The following is a 19,289-nucleotide window of genomic DNA, read 5'->3' on the forward strand; positions in this document are numbered from 1 at the left end:
TAATGTCTAAAGTTTTATTTATCAAAGCAAACAACCGTCCAGCAGAACAATCCGTAAGCGTTAAGCTTTACAATGAATTCTTGGAGAACTACAAACTCAACAATCCAGAAGATGAAATCACTGAACTTGATCTGTTTGCAGAGCAACTTCCTTACTACGACAATACCCTGATCACTGGTATGTACAAAGCTGCTCAAGGCTACGAACTAACAGCTGAAGAAGCAGCAGGTGCTGCTGTAGTTAATAAATATTTGGAACAGTTTATCGCTGCTGATAAAGTAGTATTCGGTTTCCCACTGTGGAACATGACTGTACCAGCTGTATTGCATACTTATGTCGATTACCTTTGCCAAGCTGGCAAAACCTTCTCTTACACTGCTGAAGGTCCAGTTGGTCTTTTGACAGGTAAAAAAGCAATCGTTCTGAACGCTAGAGGTGGTATTTATTCCGAAGGTCCTGCAGCAAGTGCTGAAATGGCTGTAAACTTCATCGTTGGTAACCTTAACCTCTGGGGTATTAAAGATATTACTCAAGTCATCATCGAAGGTCATAACCAACTTCCTGCACAATCCGCTGAAATCATTGAGAACGGATTACAATTGGCTAAGGAAACTGCTGCATCGTTCTAATACAAGCCTATAAAAGAATTTAGAAAAAAGGGTGACCCTGAGTGGTCACCCTTTTTTTTGATTATCTAGCCTATTTAAATACTACCCTTGGCCCCGTCGCTGTCTATAAAGTTCTTCTAATACTCATCAAGTTCTTTACGCCAGCCGTACCCTCTAGTCCTTGTCGAATGAACTTTAGAAGAAGCTGCGGTTTTTCTCTTGAGCTTCACCTCTTTCGTGCTTTGGTACATCAGCTCCCGCTGTGTCTTCCGGTAGTTCAGCAGTCTCTTCTCTTCCAACTCACCGTTTTGAACCGCTTCAAGTACCGCACAGCCCTCCTCACGTTCATGTCTACAGTTACTAAACCGACATCCAGCACCTAAGCTGCTAATATCACTAAACGCCAGATCTAATCCACCTTCATCTTCCCATAGCTGCAGCTCACGCATCCCTGGTGTGTCCACTATGATTCCTCCGTCCGGCATAATAAACAGTTCACGGTGGGTAGTAGTATGGCGTCCACGGCTATCGCCTTCTCTTACATCCTGTGTAAGCTGAAGGTTCTTTCCACATAACCAGTTGACCATCGTTGATTTGCCGCAGCCAGATGAACCCGTTAAAGCTACTGTCTGTCCATTCCCAATGTAAGGCAGCAGTTTCTCACGGCCATTATCTTGCAATGCACTAACCGCATGAACTGGCACACCTGGAGCGGCGCTTTCCATTTCGGCAATTTTACTCTCTGCATCTAGGCAAAGATCCGCTTTGGTCAGTAGAATGACTGGATTAGCTCCGCTGTTCCAAGCCATGATTAAGTATCTCTCCATCCGCCGAACATTAAAGTCATCATTCAAAGCACTGACCAGAAATAAGGTTTCTACATTCGAGGCAACAATCTGCTCCTCTTGTGTGTTACCAGCTACCTTGCGTGAGATGACACTATGCCGAGGCAATATCCCATGTATAATCGCATGCTCGCCGCCATCCTGCATGGAAAGAGCCACCCAGTCGCCGATCGCCGGAAAATCACCTGAAGCGACAAACGTATGTCTCAGCTTGCCTGATAGCTCACCCCATGTCTCTCCCAAATCAGTCATTACCCTATACTTACTGCCAAAATCGCCTACAATTCTTCCGGGAACAAGGCGTTTATCCTCCGTCTCCTTCCACTTTTCACCCCATTTTGAACTCCAATTTTCATTCCAACCATATTGCTGTATGTTAGTCATTCGAATCCTCCTAAAGATCTGTTTAAGTTTTTATTTTTATTTACTAAGTACTTCCAGCATTCTCCGAGAACATAAAAAGCCGCCAGGATTTAAGACTCCGGCGGCTGTCACACTTCATGAACTCTTCTAGGACGAAAAGGACAAAAAGTGCACACATAATCAGAGAAATGTCTCATCCTAAAGACAAGGATAAGTTCATTTTCCCGTGCGATATATAGAGAAATAGACAATTAACTACAATTCCTATCGATTCTATATACGCAAAAAAGCCGCCGGACCCAATACGGTTCCCGCGGCTCTAATAAGCGTAATAGAGCTTACCTGCTAAACTGCACGAATAACTTATTCGGCAGCCGCTGTTCCCGGAAGACACGTATCCACAACAGTTGAGTTCATTACATTTAAAACTGTCATAAAACATCGTCTCCTTCCGAAATAAGATGCTGTTATCATAAACGGCGCTGCCGTATAATGTCAACTATAAATTTTGATAAATTACAAAATGGACTTAAGCTCGTTCAACTCGCAGATTATCTTCCAAGGTTGTATGTCCAACTGATCGTCCCAGGCATGTTTTCTTTGCAGCCAAATGCCTTGTAGCCCTGCTTTGCCTGCACCCCAAATATCATTTACAGGGTGATCTCCAATAAACAAAGTCTGATCTGCAGTAACTCCCAATCTGTCTAATGCAAGTTGATAAATCTTAGGATCGGGCTTAGCCATTCCTGCTTCTCCAGAAATAACAATAGCCTTGAAGTAGTCTCGCAGGGCAAGGGTATCAATTTTGGTGTTCTGGATATCTACTTTGCCGTTGGTAACCAGACCAAGTATATAACCTCGCTCCTTGCAGTACTTCAGAACGTCCACCGCATCCTTCATTGTAGCACCATGATTGATATAACTTGCATCATAATACGCACGAATATGTTCAGCCGTAACTGGCGTTTCCCAAGGCAGTACCTCGCTTAGCTCTACGAAGAATCCGTCCTTATCACGGTATCCATCAGCATCTCTGTGAATCATATCCTCGATTACCCTCTGCGCTTCTTCAGCTTCCAAATGTCCTAGGAAGTCCTGAACAAACTGTATACTAAAACTGCGAAAGGTATGATCACGATCCATTAACGTATTATCCAAATCAAATAATATAGCTTGTATCTCTTTCATCAAGCGATTCCCCTTATATGCTGTTGATTTCAGAATTGAATATTCAGAAATCTATTGTACTATGTCTCTAAAGACAATGAAAAGACCATTCTGTAAAAAGGAAAAGCTGTCTCCCCTTCTACCGAACAGTCTCTATATGCTTTAAATTAGATTGTTTCATTGCTCAAAATGCTCCGCTCGATGTGTCAGCATCATTTCCTCTTCTGTAATATACAGTGGAAAAGGAGGGGTTTCTTTGAGATAACTTTCTGTCGCTAACAATCGATAATGGACCTCAGGTAACCAGGCATCTTCAACAAGTGGCAGCTGACCTGTATCACTGATATAATTATCGACAGCCGACTGGACCATATCAAGGTAATACGGAACAAGCTTATCTTCTTCCTCGAAAACTTCATATGTCTCGCGTGACATGTAGAAATTCTGTTCTGGAATGCCTCCTAAATATCGTGTTAGTCTGCTCAAATCTATTCTTTTGTCATCAAGGATTAAAGCTGTTCTATTAATGAGCGCAGGCATATCCTCTTCAAACTGTCTGATCGCCTGCTTGACTTGATTTAGGGTAACGGTGAAATGTTCCGATTGGGGTTGTTTTTTTGTGCGTTTGAAAAACATAAGACAAGTCTCCTTTCGAAAAACTATCTTTGTTAACGCTTACAATTATATTATATTCGAATTCCTCCCTCTTAATCAAGATAAACCTAATAGACACACTTTGTTAATAACTTCATGAACATTATTTGACATCTTCCCAACGAGTCCATACTTCTTGAGGATTAAGCTCATATTTGTCATTCTCTCGATACATAAACTGATGCATTATAAATTCACGCCGAATAGTAGCAAAATCTTCATGAAACTGCTTAATGAACTCGTTAATTTCCTTCTCAGAATAAACCACCCCCGGCTCTAGCTTCTCAACCATGTACTGAAGTGCGATCAGTTTCTTCTTATATTGTGCCGGAATTTGCCGAAGCCGCCCATCCTTCGAAAAAAAATTACGCAGTACAGACTCCTTTAGACTACTTCCAGGTGATTTCTCCTCCATATTCCTCGCTCCTTTTGAAAAAATAAACTGAAGTGAAGACTCAGCACCACTGCTAATGAACTCTGGATTCAACTTGAAATAAACCGTATTTTTATCACGTCGTTCCTTAATTAATGCCGCTTCACGTAACTTCGCAGCATGATGAGTTACTGTTGGTTGCGATAAATTCAATTTCTCAGCCAGCGCTTGTCCGTGCATTTCTCCTTGTGACAGAAGCAACAATAAACGAAGACGCGTTGGGTCAGCCAAAGCTTTATGATAGTTCACTATTTTTTCTAACTGCATTGGAATCACACTCCTTCACCTTCATAAGCTAGATGATCATTAGATATATATCTAATTATATAACAATCAACATTATGCTTGCAATGGTTATTGTGTTTAATCTTATGGTTATGGCAAAATGAATGAATTTAGGGTAGGATTTAAAGAAAAGATAGTAACAATCAGGAGGTAACCCACTGTATGAAAGATGTAATTATTATCGGTGCAGGTCCATGCGGCCTCTCGGCAGCTATCGAATGCCAGCGCCAAGGACTGTCCAGTCTCATTATTGAAAAAAGCTTTATCGTTCACTCCATTTATTTGTATCCAACAAATATGCAATTCTTTAGTACTGCTGAGTTATTAGAAATCGGAGACGTTCCTTTCACCTCGACCAATGATAAACCTTACCGCCACGAAGCTCTTGTCTATTACCGCCGGGCTGCGGAGCAGTATGGTCTAGATATTGCTGCTTATGAAGAAGCGTTATCCATTGAGCCACTGGAAGATGGAACCTATGCTGTACATACGTCCAATATGCGTGGTGAGCATCACACACGTATCACTGCAAATGTCGTTATCGCTACAGGTTATTTTGATCAACCGAATATGATCGGTATTCCAGGGGAAGAACTCCCTAAAGTTACCCACTATTTCGGTGAAGCCCATCCATATACAGGGATGAAAGTTACTGTCATTGGTGGCAGTAATTCTGCAGTAGATGCAGCACTGGAGCTTATGCGTGTTGGAGCTATAGTCGATATGGTCTATCGTGGTGAGAGCATTTCCTCGAATATTAAGCCTTGGGTTCGGCCAATCTTTGAAGGGATGGTACAAAAGGGCAAGATCACTCTACATCTGGAATCACGTGTTACTGAAATTACGGCTAGTTCGGTTATAGTTACAAGTCATAATGGAGACAAAAAATCCATAGATAATGATTTCGTCCTTGCTTTGACTGGCTTCCGGCCCAGCCGAGTGCTTCTCACTTCTGCCGGCGTTGTTATGGATGACGATATGGATAAGCCAGCTTTTAATCCTTCAACTATGGAAAGTAATGTTCCAGGTCTTTATGTTGCAGGAGTAATCGCTTCAGGCCGTAATGCGAATGAAGTATTTATCGAGACAGGTCGTGGGCATGGTAAACTTATCGCGGATCACATTCTTGCGAAGCGCAGTTCTCACAATAAGGAGTTGAACGATTAAGATGGACATGACCTCTTTGCTTTTGCTTGGTCTTGCTGCGCTCGGTATTATAAGCAGTAATTCCCCTGTAACAATAGCAATGGTCGTCCTACTACTGCTAAGAGTTCTTGGCCTGCAGCAGACCTTCCCTTGGCTTGAGAAATATGGTTTAACCATCGGGATAATCATTCTTACGATCGGGGTCATGACGCCTTTGGCCAGCGGTAAAATATCGCTGCAGATGGTCGGTCAGTCCTTCCTCCACTGGAAGTCTCTTCTTGCAATTGCGATCGGCATTCTCGTCGCTTATCTTGGCGGGCGTGGAGCCATCCTTATGACCAACCAGCCCACAGTTGTTGCGGGTCTCCTGATCGGAACAGTGATTGGCGTTGCATTGTTCAAGGGTGTCCCTGTAGGGCCGCTTATCGCAGCCGGTATATTGTCGCTCTTGATTGGCAAAATGTAACCGGTGGGTAACCATTCAATACAAAAATAGAGCAGCAATTCTCCACTAACGAGAGAATCGCTGCTCTATTGTGTATTTACTCAGCCTGCGAAATGGACTGTGGAATTTCATGTGACGATCGTTTTTCTACAAACAACAGATCACCAACCTCATGCTCTGTTTGAATTTTTTTCAGTTGAGCCAAAGCTTCTGCTTCTGTATTGAAATACCCAGCTTCCACCAGGAATAATCCCTTCTGATCCTTTAATACGCGCACATTCTCTAACCCGAATAACATCTCTTCAGCCATTCCTTGGCTCTCGCCAGCTGGCTCTGAGAGTGTTCTAAGGGAATATATAGAAGTTCCTTCCCCCACATTACCCTTCTTATCCTTCAATGTAATTGCAACCTGTGCCGGTTCCTTATATTCCTTCACCTCATAAGCAACTGGCTCTTTGAAGGTTACATTGAAACGTATCATCGAGTCATCCAATGTAATTAAAGGATAAGCATCTTGAACATACTTGCTTTCTTTTAATGTCTCGAGATCTTTAACAGCTGAGAAGTTCCTTGCCCCGCTCACGGTTACGGTCATTGTATAAGGATTGTCGGTGAATTTTACGTTATAAGAGCTTGCTAGGTCTTGCGTATTGTCCGAATTTGCAAAGTTTAAAATCATTTGATCACTGTTCTTCTGATGTTTCAAAGAAATGAAATTGACATCTACTCCATCCTGGATCGTACCGCCGCCTGCACTTCCATCCGTAAATTTCAATACACTTACAAGCTTACCGAGCACTGGGACATCATTCATACTATCCGCGAAGGCTGGCACCGTATTTACCCCTACTGTAAAAGAAATAATAACTGCTGCTGCAACTGATCCTGTCCACTTTAATCCATTCATTTTCGTTCCTCTTTTCTGTTGTTTATGAAGTTTTCCTCTTTCAATCCCTTTACGAGAAGCTTGTGAGAGTTCTTCGGGGATTTCAATATCGTTGTATGCTTTCTGTAACCGTTCAAGTTGATTATCCAAAGTACTCACTTCCCTTCATATTTATTTTTAATTTCCCTAAACCCCGATAGATGACGGTTTTTACAGAGCTCTCTGGCATTTCCATTACTCCCGCAATTTCTTTAATAGGTAAGTCTTCGAAATATCTCATAACAATGATCATTCTTGATTTTTTATCAAGGACACTTAACGCCTCCTGTAGATCAATGACATCTTCTATCGGTTTTGAAACATAGCTGACTTCAGGATTTTTATCCATATACACGATTTTTTTAGATTTCCGGATAAAGTCCAAAGCACAATTGACGGCTATTTTTGTAAGCCAAGATTTAAAATATTGAGGTTGCTTCAGTTTATGAATAGAGATATACGCTTTGTAGACGGTCTCCTGTACAATCTCCAGCGCATCATCCTTATTCCTCACATAGGAGTATGCCATACGGTAAAGACGCTCCTGCATCCCATCTATTAATGCAGTAAAGCTGTCTTCATCACCCGCTATCGCCTTTTCCTCCAGCTCTGTTGTATTCAAGTTCTCACTACCTTTCATGTTGCTTATACTTTTTAGACGCACGTGATATTCAAAAAGACTCAAATGGGTTTAAAAAAAATGGCCCTCTCTCTCGAGAAGACCACCTAAGTAATTTATTGTAAGGTTAGTTCTTATCATGTATCCAAATGCTGTACGTTAAACAATCTCGCATAACTTCCATCTAGCCCCATCAGTTCTTCATGTGTACCACGCTCTGTGATCTCACCATTCTCGAGCACTACGATCTGATCTGCATGTGTAATTGTAGACAGTCTATGTGCAACAATTAGTGTAGTACGTTCCGATGAGAGGGATTGCAGCGCTTGTTGAATTAAATGCTCTGACTCCAGATCCAGCGCTGATGTAGCTTCGTCTAATATAAGAACCTTCGGATCTTTAAGAAACACTCTTGCGATCGCAACCCGTTGCTTTTGTCCACCGGACAGCTTCACTCCACGCTCTCCCACTTCTGTGTCATAGCCTAGCGGCAGCTGCTCAATAAAATCATGCGCATTGGCAGCTTTCGCCGCCGAGAGGACTTCCTCCTCTGTAGCATTAGGATTACCGAACAAGATATTATCTCTTACAGACCCACTAAATAAGAAATTATCTTGAAGCACCATTCCAACGGCTCTTCGTAAACTCTCCTGCGTCAAACCTTGTATATCCTGACCATCCATCTGGAGGCTACCTTTGCTGATGTCATAGAAACGCGGAATCAAGCTTATGAGAGAGGACTTCCCACCACCACTCATTCCGACAAAAGCGACCGTCTGCCCAGGTTTGATACTTAAATTGATATCCTTCAGTACCCAATCATTCTCTTCGTTGTATTTGAACCAAACCTTATGAAAATCAATTTCACCACGTGCATTCGTCAGAGGTCTTGCTCCCGGTTTATCCACGATATCATAAGGCTCTTCTAGCAGCTCAAGCACCCGTTCAAGGGAAGCCGAGGCTTGAGTTAGCACTGTCGAGGAATTAATCAATCGACGCAGCGGCGCATACATCCGGTCCAGATAGCCGAAGAAAGCAACAAAGGTTCCCACAGTCAAATGGCCATGAATAACTTGATAACCCCCGTATCCGATGACTAGCAGTGGTGCAATATCCGTTAGTGTGTTAATAATCGCGAAGGTAATCGCATTCCAACGGGTTTGAGCCATCGCTTTTTTGAGAAAGTTACCGTTGATATCTTCGAACTGCTTCTGATCCACTTTTTCCATCGTGAAGCTGCGGATAATCGAAATGCCTTGAATCCGTTCATGAAGATAGCCTTGAATGCCAGCTAGAGCCTGTGAACGGTCTTTGGTTAACACCTTAAGTCGTTTATATAGTTTACTCACCGCAAAGGCGTAAAACGGAAGTACAGCGATAGATACTAGCGCCAGCACTGGATTCAAATAAAACATAAAACCAAGCGCAAACACTAGCGTAAATAAATCCAGCCATACATTCATCATTCCGACTTCTACTAAATTTTTAGTCTGTTCCACATCATTTATAAATCTCGAAATTGCTTCGCCCACTTTTGTATTCTGATAATACCGCAGCGACAAGCGCTGTAAGTGACTGTATAGCTTATTGCGCATATCGAACAATATCTTACTTGTGATCAGCTGGGCAAAATACTGCCGGTAATACTCCACCGGTCCCCTTACAATTACGAATAAAACAAAAGCGCCTCCGAGAATAAGCATCAATTGCGATACCCGCTCCTGAGCACTCATGGCAGGGTTCATCAGCAGGTCATCGACCACGTATTTCAGGATCATAGGCAGTGTCAACGGGATGCTAAACTTGATCATACCTATAAAGAGCGTAAACACAATCCATTTCATGTAAGGCCGTACAAAAGTAAAATATGATTTCCATTGTTTCACAGAGATATTCTATCCTTTCTCTTTACTGAGTTGCTAAGTACAGTTGACTTTTGCGCTCTACAGTGTTTTTATATTTTTAAGTCCATAAGTACGATTGCAGTACCCGAACTTCAGGAGGATAAAGATGTCTAGACAATTTGTGACGGAAGCCGTCATGATGGCGATTTACGGCCAGCTTCTCATATCGAGCAGCCCTGTAGAATATATAGTGCCTTATACGACCGTGATGGAATTATACGAACTTCGGGACAGTGATGATCCGTTAATGAACCGTCCAGATGATGACAAGCATGTCAAACTCAAGATTGGTGAGCTCATTGCCTATTTCGAAGAGCCGCTAAATGCTAAAAAAATCAACCGCTGTCTGGCCGTTCCTTGGGCAAAAAGCTCTGGTATTCTACTAGGCGGACAATCAAAGATTACCATCATTAACAGCATGGATACCGCTGTCTACGGCGAAACATTCGATCCCATCGAAACGGAGCTTCTATTGTCTTCACAACGTGAGAAGGTGCCCATTCTTACCGATCAATTCGAGCTGATTCAACGCATTATTGAAGGTGGGGTCCCTGTTCAAGTATACGACATTGACGATTTCGATTTTGCAATGGAGGAAGAAACGTTCCACAATTCGCACTGATTATATCAACGTAGAAAAAGCCCTGCCTTTTGGCAAGGGCTTTTCACATTCGTAAAAAAACAAAATTAAGACATTTAAACCTGTACTCCGCCAGGCACCGAATTGGCTTCATACTTATATTCAATGTCATCCTCTGCCTCAGAATACACAATAGTTAAGCCGTAGCCCTCCATATACCATAAATCCTGCTCTTCCATGTAGAACACAATACCGTCTTGTTCAACTTGTATTGCTGGACGTCCAGGTGCCTCCATCCCGATACCCAAGGAGAAACCAGGGTGAAGTCCACCTCCCGAGCTATAGCGGGGAAATAAACGAATATAGTCGCCATTCTTAAGATCCAGTTCTCTTTTAAACCAAGCTGCCGCTGCTTGACTAATTTCCATGTTCATCTCTCTCAGCTCCTTTGTATAGTCTAATCATACTGAAAATGAATCGATTTTCAAACACCTTTATGTAATTAATGTTTTCCCAAGCTCCTCAAAAATTAGTTTGACAACTTTGCAAACGGAGTGATAAACTCTGAACATAACTAAACGTCTGCTAGTTATTACCAAAATTAATTATTAAAACAATGAAAGGGGTGAGCGCGGTGTTTACGAAGTTACAGCCATATCAAATAACTATTGTTGGAATTTCCAATCAACTGAATACCGAAGCAGCCCAAGTGGTGAACCCATCCTGAAGTTCATACGAGTGTAAATGATCGTATAACTTTAGTTCTTGTAGGTCTCTCACATGCCTGGTGCTGTATAGCACCGTGCGCATGATAGCTGTAAATTACAGGCATATCGTCCGTTTTCGGATGATATGCCTTTTTTGTTTAAATATAAGAATTTATATATTTCACGATATAAATTTTCCTTATATTTCTACGAGAAACGATTGTCCTCTTTGAAGGACGATAACGTCGATTCTTCTGGCTATAGAGATAACCACTTGCGCTTTTTTCCAACATCACAGCTATTACTTTAACTTGAAAGGAAGGGATTTACTTGTTCTCCGTTCTCCGCAATCTCGGCTGGTTCTTTCGCCGAGAAAAAAGGCGTTACCTGATTGGCCTAATCTTACTTATTGGAGTAGGTGTGCTTGAATTATTACCCCCACGTCTGCTAGGCAATGCCATTGACGACATAGTACGCGGTTCTATTACTACAGCATCATTAGCCAAGTATATCGGCATGATCCTCATTTTACTGCTAGTCATTTATTGGATTACCTACATATGGATGCACAAATTATTCGGAGGCTCCAACCTCGTAGAGCGCCTTCTGCGCTCAAGATTTATGAATCATTTGATGACCATGACCCCATCGTTCTTCGAACGCAATAGAACCGGTGACCTGATGGCTCGGGCAACCAACGATATTAGAGCGGTCTCAGCTACCGTGGGATTCGGTATGCTCACTCTGGTGGATTCAACAATCTATCTCACAGTCGTACTGTTTGCAATGGGGTTTCTCGTCAGTTGGAAGCTGACTCTCGCAGCGGTAGTGCCATTACCGTTAATTGCAATCGCTATGATTTTTTATGGCAAAGCAATACATGATCGTTATTCCTTAGCACAAGATGCATTCGGAGATATGAATGATCATGTTCTCGAATCTGTCTCCGGTGTGCGGGTTATCCGTGCTTATGTGCAAGAGAGACTCGATGAGAAACGATTCTCGGATATAACAGAAGATGTATACAACAAGAATATGGCTGTAGCCCGTGTAGATGCCTTCTTTGAACCGACAATTCGATTCTGCGTTGGACTCAGCTACATTATCGGTCTTACCTATGGGATTTATCTTGTATTCCGTAATCAGATCACGCTGGGTGATCTAGTCTCCTTCAATATGTACCTCGGGATGATTGTATGGCCGATGTTCGCCATTGGTGAGCTGATCAACATCATGCAACGCGGGGGTGCCTCTCTCGAACGTATTGATGAGACGCTAAACTCCAAAGCAGATGTTCAGAGTGCCGCTAACCCGGTTCATGTTGCAAATCCTACCCGAATTGAACTTAACGATGTGACCTTCCGTTATCCTTCATCGACGATTGACAATTTGACTAATGTCAGTCTGACCTTGAACCAAGGGCAAACACTAGGTGTAGTCGGTCGTACAGGTAGCGGTAAATCAACGCTGCTCAAACAGCTGCTACGAGAATATCCGACAGGTAATGGTGAAATTCTCATCTCTGGTGTTCCAATTCAACAGATTTCATTGGATCAACTGCACAGCTGGATGGGATATGTTCCTCAGGAACAGATCCTCTTCTCTAAATCTGTTCGTCAGAATATTCAATTTGGTCTGGATAACGCGGACGACGATACGATCTTGAAAGCTATCACAGCTGCCGCCTTCCAAAATGACTTAGGCACATTATCCGATGGTTTAGATACATTGGTTGGTGAGCGTGGAGTATCCTTATCCGGTGGTCAAAAACAACGTGTATCCTTATCCAGAGCTTTTATCGCCAATCCAGATGTACTGATTCTGGACGATGCTTTATCCGCTGTTGACGCTCGTACGGAAGCCCAGATTATTGAGAATATTCGCCAAGAGCGTGCAGGAAAAACAACATTGATCTCTACGCATCGCCTCTCTGCTGTTCAACATGCCGACATCATCGTTGTACTGGATAACGGCCACATTGTTGAACGTGGTACGCATCAGGAGCTATTAGATATGAATGGCTGGTACCGCGAGCAGTATGACCGGCAGCAAGTAGAGAATAATTTATCGAATGATTAATAGACATACTAGCTATGACTAAGCAAAACTTTTAGGAGGTGTCACCGTTGACAAAGAGTACAGGCAAACGCCTGCTTGAATACGCATTGACTGCAAAAAAAACCTTTATTGCAGCCCTTCTACTCCTCTCCATCGGGGTAGCGGCTGAACTGGCAGGTCCGTTTATCGCCAAAAGTATGATTGACAATCATATGCTGGCCATTGAAAAGCCTTATTTTAGCACTACTTCTCCAGATGAGGCCGTTCAGTATAACAACGCTTACTATAAACGAGGAGATCGTTTTGAACCCGGGGAAGCTAAGGGTCAAGAAATTCGCATTCTTCAAGAGGGAAGAACCTTCTACTTTATTAATGAAGCTGTAACACAACCAGATGGTGAGCGAAAGTTCAGCAATGGTGAAATGCATATCACACGTGGTGAGGACGAAGCCATCTATCCTGCGGTTAAGCTTTCAGCAGATGAGCTGTTCGCTTTTTACAAACCTGAGCTTCCAGGCATTTATCAGCTAGTCGGTTTGTACGCTATCTTCCTAGTGATTTCGATCTTTGCCGAATTTGGTAAAACCTATTGGCTGCAATCTTCAGCGAATCAGGTGATCCGAAAACTGCGAACCGATGTGTATGCGCATATCCAGCGACTTCCGGTTTACTTTTTTGATAACTTGCCAGCAGGTAAGGTAGTCTCCCGTGTAACCAATGATACTGAGGCGATAAAAGATCTATTCATTGCCGTTCTCTCCAATTTCAGTACCGGTATTATTAATATTACAGGCGTATACATCGCCTTGTTCTTGCTCGATGTCCGGCTAGGTCTGATCAGCTTGTTCATCATCCCGATTCTTATTCTTTGGATCGTGCTCTATCGCAAAATCGCTACAAAATATAATACGATTATCCGCTCACGTCTGAGTGAGATCAACGCTATCATTAATGAATCGATTCAAGGAATGTCCATTGTTCGCATATTCCGCCGTCAGAAGCAGCTTGGTGAAGAATTTGAGCATCTGAACGATGACTACTTGAAATATCAGAATAAAATGCTGAATTTGAATGCCTTTACCTCCCACAACCTGGTGAACTCGTTGCGCAGTCTCTCTTTTGTGATGGTGCTTTGGTATTTCGGACATGGCAGTATTACGGGTTCTACTTTTGTATCTTTAGGGGTTCTATACGCCTTCGTCGATGTGCTTGGACGTTTGTTCCAACCGATTACAGGTATGGTGAATCAGCTTGCAAATCTCGACACTTCTATGGTATCTGCGGGTCGTGTGTTTACTCTTATGGATGAGCCTGGGGAAAATGTTACCGACGGTTCCATGCCGCGCTATAAAGGAAAAGTGGAGTTTAAGAACGTGTCCTTTGCTTATAAAAAAGACTTCGTCCTTCGCGATATTTCCTTTGAAGCACGTCCGGGAGAAACGGTTGCTCTAGTGGGTCATACCGGTTCCGGAAAAAGCTCGATAATCAACTTGTTATTCCGGTTCTATGATCCGCAAAAAGGTGAAATCACGATTGATGGCCAGAAGGTCACAGATATTCCGAAGCAATGGCTGCGTAATCACATGGGGATTGTTCTTCAAGACCCTTACCTCTTCACTGGTACGATTGCTTCTAATGTCAGCCTGGGGGATGAACGAATCTCACGCGAGCGGGTTGAACGGGCTTTACGGGAAGTCGGAGCAGATAAATTGCTGGCCCACCTTCCTCAAGGTTTTGATGAACCCGTTATTGAAAAAGGGAGCACCCTATCTGCAGGTCAGCGACAATTGATTTCGTTTGCCAGAGCGCTCTCCTTCGACCCTGCTATTCTGATTCTTGATGAAGCCACCTCCAATATCGATACGGAGACCGAAAGCGTCATTCAAGATGCATTAGAAGTCCTTAAAAAAGGACGCACGACATTCATCATCGCACACCGTTTATCCACGATTCGAAGTGCAGATCAGATTCTGGTTCTGCATCACGGAGAGATCGTAGAGCGCGGTAGCCACGATGAGCTGATGGCACTCGGCGGCAGATACTTCCGGATGTATCAGCTGCAAGTAGGTGCTGGTTCTAACAGTATAGACAATAATAAGAGTGCATCCTCCCGAACTTCGTTAGGCAGCTTGCAACCATCGTTAGAGAAAATGTAATCGATGCCCTGAGTCACATCTGTGATTCAGGGTTTTTCTACACTTGATATTAGAACGTTTGTTCTGTAAAATGAAAAATAATACATATAGGTGAAGGAGGCATTTGATGCGTACATACACTATAACTAAGAAACAAGCTCGACTTTTTCTCCTGGCACACCAAAAGTTAACCAGGGGCGCTCTTCCTGCCGGTAAACTTAGTATTTATGATTATGTTCGTCACGTAGGCTGTATCCAATATGATCCTCTTAACATCGCAGGCCATAACCATGAGCTTGTCCTCCAAGCACGAGTTCCCGGGTTCACGCCTGAGCAAGCCCAAGAGCTACTGTATCAAGACCGACTTCTATTCGATGGTTGGGACAAGAACATGTCCATTTATTGTACAGAGGACTGGCCTTATTTCAAACGGAGAAGAGAAGCTTCTGCCTTGTACCATCAGGTTAATGAACCTGTAATGGCTGCCGTACAGCAGGTTCGTGAGGAGCTAATAAAGCGCGGTCCTCTCTCCTCCTTGGATGTAGAAGGAAAGGACAAGGTGGATTGGGCTTGGGCTCCGGCTAGACTATCACGTGCCGCTTTGGAAAGTATGTACTTTTGGGGGGAGATAGTCGTTCATCATCGTGTTCATACCCGCCGGTATTACGATTTCGCTGAACGTCTGCTACCACATCATCTTTTGAACACGAAAGACCCTAACCCCACCGATGAACAATTTCATGATTGGTATGTGCTGCGTAGAATAGGCAGTATCGGACTGTTATGGAATAAATCCGGAGACGGATGGCTGGGGATTTCCGGTCTGAAGAGCAAGGAACGTGCGGCAGCGATCCAAAGGCTGTTACAAAGCGATAGCCTCAGGGAAGTTCTAGTGGAGGGTATTAAGCTCCCACTCTACATCCGTAGCATGGACGCTCTAACTTTAGAAGCTGTAATACAGCAAGAGTCAGAAGATGCTGAGAGTCAATCAGGTTATTCGTTTGCAGCTGTAATAGCTCCACTCGATAACTTGATATGGGATCGAGAACTGATCCGACAATTATTTGGATTTCATTACCGCTGGGAAGTCTATAAACCCGCTTTGGAACGAGAATATGGATATTATGTACTGCCTTTATTATATAATGATCGTTTTATTGCGAGATTTGAACCGGTGGTGGATAAGAAGAGCCAAACATTGAATATTATGAATTGGTGGTGGGAACCGGGTGAGCGCCTAACACCAGAGATGCTTCCGGCATTAGGCGAAGCTCTATCTGCACTATCACGCTGCGTTAGAGCTTCTAAGATTCATTTTAGACCGGAGGTTGTAGAGGACTGCGGATTAGAAGAGTTATTAGTGCAAGGTCTCCTCTTCTAGCCCCAGTTTCGTGAACATTTCTGTACAATAGCCTTGTAATTTGATTTCTAGCCGTCTAGCTTTATTTTTGAATCGTTTTAACTCCTCGATCATCTTTGCCCTTCCAGCAGGGGTGAATGTTTCTTGTATCCGTTCTTTGAAATAATCGTGAACGATATGGTTTCGCTGTTTCCATACTTCTTCTAGCTGAGCGGTTTCTTGCTCCGAGAAAGGAAAGTGATGCTGTATTTCTTTGATGAGTTGACCGAGTGAATTGCTGAGTTTTCGCTGATACAGATCCGTCAGATCTGCTTCAGTGGGCGTCTTGCCTTGCGATAATTTGGTGAGCAATAACAAATTGGTCAACTGCTGTTCTAGGGCTTGACCATAATAGACTGCTAGTCCAAAATACGCAAATAACTCCTTGGATTGTTCACTCTCTGGTACTTGTGTATGCTTCATCTTTCCCCTCCACTTCAATATCCTTTTTACTTTTATCTATACAAGTTATGTTTTGTTGTAGTCTCTCTGTCTTGATCTGTACAAATAAAAACCGATAAGCAGTGTTATATATAAGAGCGCATGTGCAAATGAACCTAACAACTCCGCTAATGGTATAGTATCAGCTTTCATCATAACCTCCATAACTGGGGCGACAGGTGGTAACAACCAGATCAGAAAATGTAACGAACCGGGCAAACTATCACTGATCTGGGTCCCACCAAGTGACATTATAACAATTCCCAGCATGATACCGGCAGCATGGCTGCCTTTCTTAACCCACGAAGATTGCAGATATAAGGAAATGGACACACCAAGCATCCCTAATAACCCGTGTCCAGCAAGAGCTAAGCTGAACCGATACACCCCTGGTGATTCTGCGAAGTGGCCCGTTACCCAAGGATAAATAACAAGGATTAGATCAAGCAGCAACGTAAGAAATGCAAGTGAAAGAATACCCCCTACACTATGCTTAACCGCGCTTCGCAGATGAACCACTGCGATCTGCCGATGTACAGGATGTTCATGATTTAGAAAGCTGAGGCCCATCCAGGCACAGCTGATAAAAAGCATTACTGCAGTAGCTGCATAGCTATTCATTACCGGATTAGGTTTATAGGAATACAAAATCTGAACCGCAATCACAATCCCTGCTAATGGGCCGAAATATCGCTGAGATCGGGTATAGCTTCGCAGCATATAAGCGATAAGCGAATTCATGAATCGACCTCCTTAGCTCTGGTCGCTGGGCTCATCCACAGTTCTATACCGTCACGTCCCCCTCGGGGATCTACCGATTGTATTGAGCCACCCGCTTCTAATACAAACCGCAGAAAGATGTCAGAATGTGAAGCCTCTACAGTCAGCCCTATACAATCACTATAAGCACTATCCTTAACTTCCCCTAAAGAAATAAACCCTGTCATACCCTTCAGATACTGCTGATTCTGAATGGACAGCTTGGATAATCGGATATAAGTAGTGGGGTTTGCTCTCAACTTCTGAGACCCCACAATGGACTTAACAATCCTTCCTCCTTGAAGTACATGGACATGGTCGGCTAGCATTTCTATCCACTGAGGCTCATGTACCGAGAATACTATGGCTGTGCCCTTTTTCTTCAAATTTATCAGAAGGTCAACAAGCTTATTCATGGAAGTGAGATCCAATCCCGACATAGGCTCATCCAGAAGCAGCAATGAAGGACTTCCCATTAAGCTTTGGATCAGATTTATTTTTTGCAGCATCCCTTTGGAGAAGTTTAGCATAGATTGTGTACGAAAATTCTCCAACAGAAACAGTTCGAATAACATTGTTAATTCCTGCTCGATCTGAGCTGGTGCAAGTCCGCTAATCTGACCCATGCTTCGCAAATACTGCTCTGGGGAAAGCTTCGACCCTGGAAAAATTTCAGGCGCATATCCAATCCTCATATGATGATGAATGCGATCCAACTTCCCTGAGGAAACATGGATGAGTCCAGCTAAGATAGACAGCAGCGTGCTTTTACCTGAACCATTCCTTCCGATAAGTGCAGTGACAGTTCCCATTTCAACGACCATCGAAACTTCTTCCAACACTGTTCGTCGTGCAAATTGCTTACTAATTTGTTCTAATACTATTAGGGGAGTAGCATCTATGCCAATGTCAGTAAAGTTAAGTTCTTCTCTGTGTGTCACTAATCGTGCTCCCTTCATATCTACTGTTAATTCTCCAGTTCCCTACGAATTTCCTCTTATACGAACCAAATTTTAATCAAAAAAAGAAAGAACTGCTAAAGCAGCCCTTTCTTAAATCCAGAAGTTTTATTATAAAATTGTTTGCTTTCCGTTAATCCTTTCCCTCTTTTTGTTTATTTGGTATGTGACAGAATATCTTCAGCTCGAAGCCGGAACTGTTCTGCAGCTTTCTCTGGTGTAATCTGACTGAACATAAGCAAATCATATAGCTCACGTAATAAACCTGTCCCCTCTGAAGAGCCAACCGGATCAGGCGGGTCCATCGGGCTGCTATTTTGCTCCACCCATTCAATATATTCAAAGATCTGTGCAAGCTCTGGCTATATAAATGGTTTCATCTGTTCTGAATATAAAAAACCAGACTATTGCTATATTTCTACAGCAACAATCTGGTTATCGGTTCATATATGAGAATTAGGTTACATGTATTTACGCATAAACCTCAACCGCATCGCTAATTAGACGGCACGCCTCAGCACATCTACGGCAGGCATCAATACATTCCTGACAATGTGTATGTATATGCTTGCTGCTTTCATCTGCACAGGCTTCACAAATTTCGGCACATAGACGGAGAATTCCGGCTACAAACGGACTTTGGCGAGTCATCGCTTGTACGGCATATGAACAAATATCCGCACATTCACGATCTAGCCGCATGCTTTCACGCAGAGAAGCAAGATCATATTCTTTTAGGCTTGAGACATAGCTATAATTACAGGCATTCATACTTTCTAAACAAGCGTCAATGCACTCCTGATATTGAATTCGGGTCATAGCCTTAAACCTCCTGTATTTTTATAGGGTATGCGATA

General features: G+C 43.0%; 20 protein-coding genes. 7 read left to right on the forward strand and 13 right to left on the reverse strand.

Annotated elements, in window-relative coordinates:
* Nucleotides 1-2 precede the first annotated feature (2 nt).
* The gene (locus M2444_RS17870) at nucleotides 3-629 is read left to right on the forward strand and encodes an FMN-dependent NADH-azoreductase (RefSeq protein WP_042128394.1); all 627 of its coding nucleotides are present in this window, start codon (nucleotides 3-5) and stop codon (nucleotides 627-629) included.
* A 116-nt stretch (nucleotides 630-745) separates the two neighbouring features.
* On the opposite strand, the gene rsgA is transcribed toward M2444_RS17870, so the two are convergent.
* The 4 genes from rsgA to M2444_RS17890 all read right to left on the reverse strand — a co-directional run bounded on the left by rsgA (nucleotide 746) and on the right by M2444_RS17890 (nucleotide 4,337).
* Nucleotides 746-1,837 (reverse strand): ribosome small subunit-dependent GTPase A, encoded by a 1,092-nt coding sequence (gene rsgA / locus M2444_RS17875; RefSeq protein ID WP_280787657.1) that lies wholly within the window; start codon nucleotides 1,835-1,837, stop codon nucleotides 746-748.
* A 495-nt stretch (nucleotides 1,838-2,332) separates the two neighbouring features.
* Nucleotides 2,333-3,004 (reverse strand): HAD family hydrolase, encoded by a 672-nt coding sequence (locus M2444_RS17880; protein WP_280787658.1) that lies wholly within the window; start codon nucleotides 3,002-3,004, stop codon nucleotides 2,333-2,335.
* Nucleotides 3,005-3,160: 156 nt separating this feature from the next.
* Entirely contained in the window at nucleotides 3,161-3,619 is a 459-nt protein-coding gene (locus M2444_RS17885; RefSeq protein ID WP_094868897.1) for a DUF3939 domain-containing protein, read from the reverse strand.
* A gap of 121 nt (nucleotides 3,620-3,740) precedes the next feature.
* A complete protein-coding gene (locus M2444_RS17890; protein ID WP_094868896.1) occupies nucleotides 3,741-4,337 on the reverse strand; it encodes a DUF2087 domain-containing protein in 597 nt (198 codons plus the stop codon).
* Between the two features lie 180 nt (nucleotides 4,338-4,517).
* On the opposite strand from M2444_RS17890, the gene M2444_RS17895 reads away from it, so the two are divergent.
* Together M2444_RS17895 and M2444_RS17900 are read left to right on the forward strand one after the other, a co-directional pair.
* Entirely contained in the window at nucleotides 4,518-5,522 is a 1,005-nt protein-coding gene (locus M2444_RS17895; protein ID WP_280787659.1) for a YpdA family putative bacillithiol disulfide reductase, read from the forward strand.
* Between the two features lies 1 nt (nucleotide 5,523).
* On the forward strand, nucleotides 5,524-5,967 hold the full coding sequence (locus M2444_RS17900; protein ID WP_042188929.1) for a DUF441 domain-containing protein: 444 nt from the start codon (nucleotides 5,524-5,526) through the stop codon (nucleotides 5,965-5,967).
* Nucleotides 5,968-6,043: 76 nt separating this feature from the next.
* Here M2444_RS17900 and M2444_RS17905 read toward each other — a convergent pair whose 3' ends face one another.
* The 3 genes from M2444_RS17905 to M2444_RS17915 all read right to left on the reverse strand — a co-directional run bounded on the left by M2444_RS17905 (nucleotide 6,044) and on the right by M2444_RS17915 (nucleotide 9,376).
* Nucleotides 6,044-6,982 (reverse strand): DUF4179 domain-containing protein, encoded by a 939-nt coding sequence (locus M2444_RS17905; RefSeq protein WP_280787660.1) that lies wholly within the window; start codon nucleotides 6,980-6,982, stop codon nucleotides 6,044-6,046.
* On the reverse strand, nucleotides 6,975-7,493 hold the full coding sequence (locus tag M2444_RS17910) for a sigma-70 family RNA polymerase sigma factor (protein ID WP_280787661.1): 519 nt from the start codon (nucleotides 7,491-7,493) through the stop codon (nucleotides 6,975-6,977). The genes M2444_RS17905 and M2444_RS17910 overlap by 8 nt, the downstream gene beginning before the upstream one ends.
* Nucleotides 7,494-7,627: 134 nt before the next feature.
* Nucleotides 7,628-9,376, reverse strand: coding sequence for an ABC transporter ATP-binding protein (locus tag M2444_RS17915; protein ID WP_094868893.1), 1,749 nt, complete (start codon nucleotides 9,374-9,376; stop codon nucleotides 7,628-7,630).
* Between the two features lie 124 nt (nucleotides 9,377-9,500).
* Here M2444_RS17915 and M2444_RS17920 point away from each other — a divergent pair, with 124 nt between their 5' ends.
* Nucleotides 9,501-10,016: an ADP-heptose synthase gene (locus tag M2444_RS17920; protein WP_094868892.1), complete on the forward strand. Its 516-nt coding sequence runs from the start codon at nucleotides 9,501-9,503 to the stop codon at nucleotides 10,014-10,016.
* Nucleotides 10,017-10,090: 74 nt separating this feature from the next.
* Here M2444_RS17920 and M2444_RS17925 read toward each other — a convergent pair whose 3' ends face one another.
* Nucleotides 10,091-10,408 carry a HesB/YadR/YfhF family protein gene (locus M2444_RS17925; RefSeq protein WP_094868891.1) on the reverse strand — a complete coding sequence of 106 codons (318 nt, stop codon included), beginning with the start codon at nucleotides 10,406-10,408 and terminating at the stop codon, nucleotides 10,091-10,093.
* A 603-nt stretch (nucleotides 10,409-11,011) separates the two neighbouring features.
* Here M2444_RS17925 and M2444_RS17930 point away from each other — a divergent pair.
* The 3 genes from M2444_RS17930 (at nucleotide 11,012) to M2444_RS17940 (ending at nucleotide 16,255) form a co-directional block, all read left to right on the forward strand.
* Entirely contained in the window at nucleotides 11,012-12,760 is a 1,749-nt protein-coding gene (locus tag M2444_RS17930) for an ABC transporter ATP-binding protein (protein WP_280787662.1), read from the forward strand.
* Between the two features lie 47 nt (nucleotides 12,761-12,807).
* Entirely contained in the window at nucleotides 12,808-14,895 is a 2,088-nt protein-coding gene (locus M2444_RS17935) for an ABC transporter ATP-binding protein (protein WP_094868889.1), read from the forward strand.
* A 106-nt stretch (nucleotides 14,896-15,001) separates the two neighbouring features.
* Nucleotides 15,002-16,255 carry a winged helix-turn-helix domain-containing protein gene (locus tag M2444_RS17940; protein WP_280787663.1) on the forward strand — a complete coding sequence of 418 codons (1,254 nt, stop codon included), beginning with the start codon at nucleotides 15,002-15,004 and terminating at the stop codon, nucleotides 16,253-16,255.
* Here the strand turns inward: M2444_RS17940 and M2444_RS17945 are convergent.
* The 5 genes from M2444_RS17945 to M2444_RS17965 all read right to left on the reverse strand — a co-directional run bounded on the left by M2444_RS17945 (nucleotide 16,232) and on the right by M2444_RS17965 (nucleotide 19,251).
* Entirely contained in the window at nucleotides 16,232-16,696 is a 465-nt protein-coding gene (locus tag M2444_RS17945) for a hypothetical protein (RefSeq protein WP_042188942.1), read from the reverse strand. The genes M2444_RS17940 and M2444_RS17945 overlap by 24 nt on opposite strands.
* 45 nt (nucleotides 16,697-16,741) lie before the next feature.
* The gene (locus M2444_RS17950; RefSeq protein WP_094868887.1) at nucleotides 16,742-17,455 is read right to left on the reverse strand and encodes a hypothetical protein; all 714 of its coding nucleotides are present in this window, start codon (nucleotides 17,453-17,455) and stop codon (nucleotides 16,742-16,744) included.
* Nucleotides 17,452-18,414: an ATP-binding cassette domain-containing protein gene (locus M2444_RS17955; RefSeq protein ID WP_280787664.1), complete on the reverse strand. Its 963-nt coding sequence runs from the start codon at nucleotides 18,412-18,414 to the stop codon at nucleotides 17,452-17,454. The genes M2444_RS17950 and M2444_RS17955 overlap by 4 nt, the downstream gene beginning before the upstream one ends.
* A 173-nt stretch (nucleotides 18,415-18,587) precedes the next feature.
* Nucleotides 18,588-18,737 (reverse strand): hypothetical protein, encoded by a 150-nt coding sequence (locus M2444_RS17960; RefSeq protein ID WP_179281507.1) that lies wholly within the window; start codon nucleotides 18,735-18,737, stop codon nucleotides 18,588-18,590.
* Between the two features lie 166 nt (nucleotides 18,738-18,903).
* Nucleotides 18,904-19,251: a four-helix bundle copper-binding protein gene (locus tag M2444_RS17965; RefSeq protein WP_042128424.1), complete on the reverse strand. Its 348-nt coding sequence runs from the start codon at nucleotides 19,249-19,251 to the stop codon at nucleotides 18,904-18,906.
* Nucleotides 19,252-19,289 lie beyond the last annotated feature (38 nt).

Origin of the sequence: Paenibacillus sp. PastF-3, assembly GCF_029893135.1 — a bacterium.
GTDB lineage: Bacteria > Bacillota > Bacilli > Paenibacillales > Paenibacillaceae > Paenibacillus_AQ > Paenibacillus_AQ nitricinens.